This window comes from Candidatus Chlorohelix sp. (assembly GCF_037138995.1).
Classification (GTDB): domain Bacteria; phylum Chloroflexota; class Chloroflexia; order Chloroheliales; family Chloroheliaceae; genus Chlorohelix.
Window position 1 is genome coordinate 1 of the sequence record NZ_JBAXHI010000087.1, and the last position, 4,643, is coordinate 4,643.

Here is a 4,643-nt window from a genome sequence, read left to right on the forward strand (position 1 = left end):
GTCCAGACCCTTGCGCTGGTGCTATCCCGAATAGCCAGCAATTCCTCCAACCCGTTTACTGATAATTAATATTCAATTAATAACAAACAAACTGCTTGACATTATCTGATAAATTTGTAGAATCAGCATATAAACTTCGGTTCATTCACTAATGATTCTGCTTTTCCTGTTACGCATCTCTGTACGCGAGTTTTTACGGGGAAGGCTACGGGTAGGACTGTACCACTTTGTAACTTTTGCCGTTGCGGTAAAGCGCTTCAATTAAAGTTGGCACTTGATAGCTTTACTACATGGAATTGATATAGCACCATCTTTTTCCCCACAAGAAAAAGAGTCAGAACCTAGCTGTCTAAACCGGGATGGCATCGCTGTTACTACAGGTACCCGTTCAAAGAGTCGGCTGGTAATAGCCCCGACAAATGGTCATATAGCATATGCAACTTTGCCAGATACAGATGGGAATTATATCATTGCAATGGACGTTGATAATTCCCCATACAGGTTACAGTTTATCCATATTGCTCCGACAAGACCACTCGACGCTGTTTCACTTTCTATAAGGTACAACTATAAAACGGGGGGATATACTTGGCTATCCTTCAGATTGCGGAAGCGCCACTAAAGGATTCGTTCACTTACATTTAGCTACCAAAAACCAGAGTGATGCCAGTGTAGCAATTGATGGAACTGCTTTTGAGGGATGGGTTGTAAAAAATAAAACTACTCAGTATTGGGGACGGCGCATGGAAATGGCAGAACCCTTTGCCTACAGGAAACGGGCTGATTGGCATCAGTTGCCCCAGCTCTACCACCTGTTTTCCGGTGGGGGATGGTGGTACAATCTTGGCAACCGATAACGGAGGAACCACTTGGACAACTCAATCCTCCGGTACTTATAACACCCTGCAAGGCATCAGTTGTCCCAACGTCACCTGTTTTGTGGTGGGGGCTAATGGCACAATACTGTCCGGTTTGAACAAAATGATCACTTTAAGCTGGAACGATGTCAGTGACGAAACGGGTTATAAAATTGAGCGTAAAGTGGGTACAGGCGGTCTTTACACCCAAATCGGCACAACTGGGGCAAATGCCACTACCTTCAACGATACGAATGGATTGTTCCCTGCTGTCACGTATTACTACCGGGTGCGTGCCTACAATGCCTCTGAGGACTCCGCCTACTCCAACGAAGTAACCGCTACCACTCCCGGTTCAGCTGTATCTGTAACCACCGGATCGGCTCTGGCGACCCAACTTTCTGGTAGCATTCCAGCCGAGGGGCTTACCATAAACCTTACTTCGGACATTACTCTCACAGGTCCTTTAACAATACCGGCGGGTGTTTTCATCAATGGGGGGAATTGCGGTAGCGGTGCTAAAACAATAACCACCGGAGGGCAGAATATGATTATGAGCGGCGGCGCGTTACTGTCAAATCTGAACATAACGGGTGGCACGCTGAAAATAACAGGGGGTGGGGGCGCTAATCCGGTTACAGCCATTTGCACCATCGTAAAAAGAGCCTGATATTTTGGCGCTGCCTTAATCCTGTGACTGAAAGGGGGAATCAAAGCATTACATAAACCCGTACAAGAACTACGATTGCCTATTCTGGATAACCCATCTCCCAAAAGGAAGGTTTATTGGGAGTTTTAGCTTTAGGTTTAGGGTCATTTCTCATTTTCGTTCTAGGCGGTACGCTAATACAAGCTATTCCGATACTAGTTCAAGGAATTACAAATACTTGGAGAATATGGTTTGATACTGGTAACGCCACAACGTTTTCGTTTTTTGCGAAAGCTAATGTTAATAATTTTGATAATTTATTTTCTGGCTGGTAGCTCTCTTTCTGTTGAAGTCCAGTCATCAAGTAATTTGCAACCATCAACCCATAACAGGCTGATAACAAAAGCCCAATTCATTTCGACCACATCAGGCTGGATAATTTCTGGTAATCGCTTATTATTAACTGTTGATGGCGCTAATACTTTCACGGATATTACTCCTGCAAATTTTGGTAGCAAACCCCTAAAAGCTGTAAAATTTATAAATCAAGTTTATGGTTTGGTATTGTCGGTAGCTACCAACCCGGATGGCGCTGGTCAACTGCAAGTTGCTATCACCGCTGATAGTGGGAAAAACTGGAACTATTATCCGGTAGGTCAACCATCTGGATTGTATGCGGACGCTTTTGCTGGGAATGGTTGGTTTAGCTTTACCGACCCTAAAAATGGTTGGTTACTGGTTCAATTATCTTCCAGCGCCAACTTTAGCCTAGGTGTTCTTTACAACACAAACGATGGCGGTATTACGTGGCAAAAACTCCCTGCGCCTCCTATTGCCGATAAATTTAATTTTGCTTCAGCTACGAATGGCTGGTTAGCTGGCGGTACGTCTGGGAATGACTTGTATGTTACGCGCGATGCTGGGATTTCGTGGCAAGCCGTCAAAATTAGTGCGCCACCGGGCGCGGTTGACGGGGTGCTTACTTTGGATATACCCATATTTATAAATTCCTTGGAAGGTTTTTTGGCTATTACCCTAATAAACAAAGATTCTTCGCAAGTCGGGTATTATCATACCACCGATGGTGGGCAAACTTGGAAGTTTGGAGAAGCGGCGTTTACTGCCAACCTATTGTTTGAAGGAGACCATTCTCAACTGGCTATTCTGGACTCGGATACTCTGGTAACGGTTCCCGGCGGCAAAGCGAGTGAAATGACCGTCTTCAAGGTTGGGAAAAGTTTGCCTCCTCAGAAATTTCCCGGTAACCCCTTTTCCATAAATGAACGAATATCCAATCTGGATTTTGTCGGAGATGGTTCCGCCGGTTGGTTAGTTGCTCAATCTGGTCACTGTGATTTATTTAAAGCCGATTGCTACCAAGAATCGCGTTTGATAAAACTCGATTGGAAAACACAAACTACCACAGATATAAGCTTCAAAATACCCCAAGCCCTAGGTTTACCTCCTGTGACTAACACTTTAACAACTGCTCAGGCTATTGATGCCTGTACACCTTTCAGTGTCAGTGAATTACAGGATTGGTGGAATAATACCCCCTTCCGAAATGTAAACATATACTATGGTGGGCGAAATCGTGGTTGTGCCACTGCAAATCAGGCGACCATCACTGCAAGTTGGGTAAGTCAGGTTTTTAGTCAAGGCTGGGGTTTAATTCCGACTTGGGTGGGCTATCAAGCCCCTACCGGCTGTCCAAATAATTCAAATGTAGGGGTTGGTATGAGTTCAGACGCAAGTACAGCCTATAATCAAGGGGTAGATGAAGCTAATCAAGCTACAACTGCTTTGCTAGGGCTGGGAATTGGGGCAGACACAATAATTTATTACGATATAGAAGCATATAGATATACAGATTCAAGTTGTTATAATCCAGTAAATTCATTTCTGCAAGGCTGGGTTAATCAAATTAAAGCCAACGGCTACCGAGCAGGTATCTATGGCTCCTCTTATGGTTCAGGCGCTTTATTATGGGCGGGCTTTGCTACCCCTCCTGATGCTGTATGGCTTGCTAGTTGGTATTGGAATTCTGGTAGCGGTAGTTACGATCCGAGTGTTAGCGTATTTGGAGTAGCCCCTATTCCTGATGGGTATTGGGCGGCTCACCAGCGTATCAGGCAGTATGCGGGGGATATTTACTATGGAGGATATAACCACCGAGTGGATATGAGCGCGTCAGATGGACCTGTTGCCAGACCCGGCGTGCGTAATCCTACCCCTTTGCCACCCGGAAGTGTAACCGTCAAAGCCAATGCTGTGGGGTTTACCCGTAATAACAACGCCTCATACTGGTGGTCTTATAACCCTGTCGCTAACGAGAATTACAGCGATACTATGTACTATACCACCAACAGTACCACCGATACTCCCGGCAACTGGGGTAAATGGACTCCTTCACTTTCCCAAGCTGGCACTTACGAAATCTATGCCAGTATCGGCAAGAACGCCAATACTACCGGCGCAAACTATGTTATCAGTACCAGCAACGGAAATGTTTCTAAGGTAGTAAATCAGAATGCTTACGGCACTGCTAGCCAATATGAGTGGGTTTCGCTTGGTCAATTTTCCTGTAATATTGGCAACAGTTGCCAAGTCTATCTTGACGATTTAGTACCTGAGAAAACAAATTTGCAGGCAAAGATTGGATTTGATTCAATTAGCTGGAAACTGATTGCGTCTCCTGCTCCAGAAGGAGATATTAACAGTGCTGATTGTAACAGCATTACTGGTTGGGCGTGGGACCCTAAAGCTCCTAACGTACCCATTGACGTAAATGTTTACTTCAATGGTGTACCAGGAGTAGGTCAGAGATATATAACTACGGCGAATATATATCGCTCTGATGTAGCTACATTAGTAAGCCATGATAATGGTCTGCACGGGTTTTCGTTTGCTGTTCCAAATGTGTATAAAGACGGTCTAACTCACGAAGTAAGAGTTTACGCCATAAATACCGACCCAAATGGTGGTAACCCTGAAATAGGTAGTTCGCCAAAAGCAATAACCTGCCAACCAGTCCTTACTGGGATAACCGTAACACCTACTAACCCAAATATTACAAAGGGCGCTACACAACAATTTACCGCGATTGGTACTTACTCTGACAACAGCACGGCTACCGT

2 protein-coding genes are annotated in these 4,643 nt (G+C 44.9%); both read left to right on the forward strand.

What is annotated here, in order from left to right:
- Positions 1-762: 762 nt before the first annotated feature.
- The gene (locus WCK19_RS18215) at positions 763-1,527 is read left to right on the forward strand and encodes a fibronectin type III domain-containing protein (RefSeq protein ID WP_342398829.1); all 765 of its coding nucleotides are present in this window, start codon (positions 763-765) and stop codon (positions 1,525-1,527) included.
- Positions 1,528-1,758: 231 nt separating this feature from the next.
- On the forward strand, positions 1,759-4,643 hold a 2,885-nt coding region (locus tag WCK19_RS18220; RefSeq protein ID WP_342398830.1), incomplete at its 3' end, for a glycoside hydrolase domain-containing protein.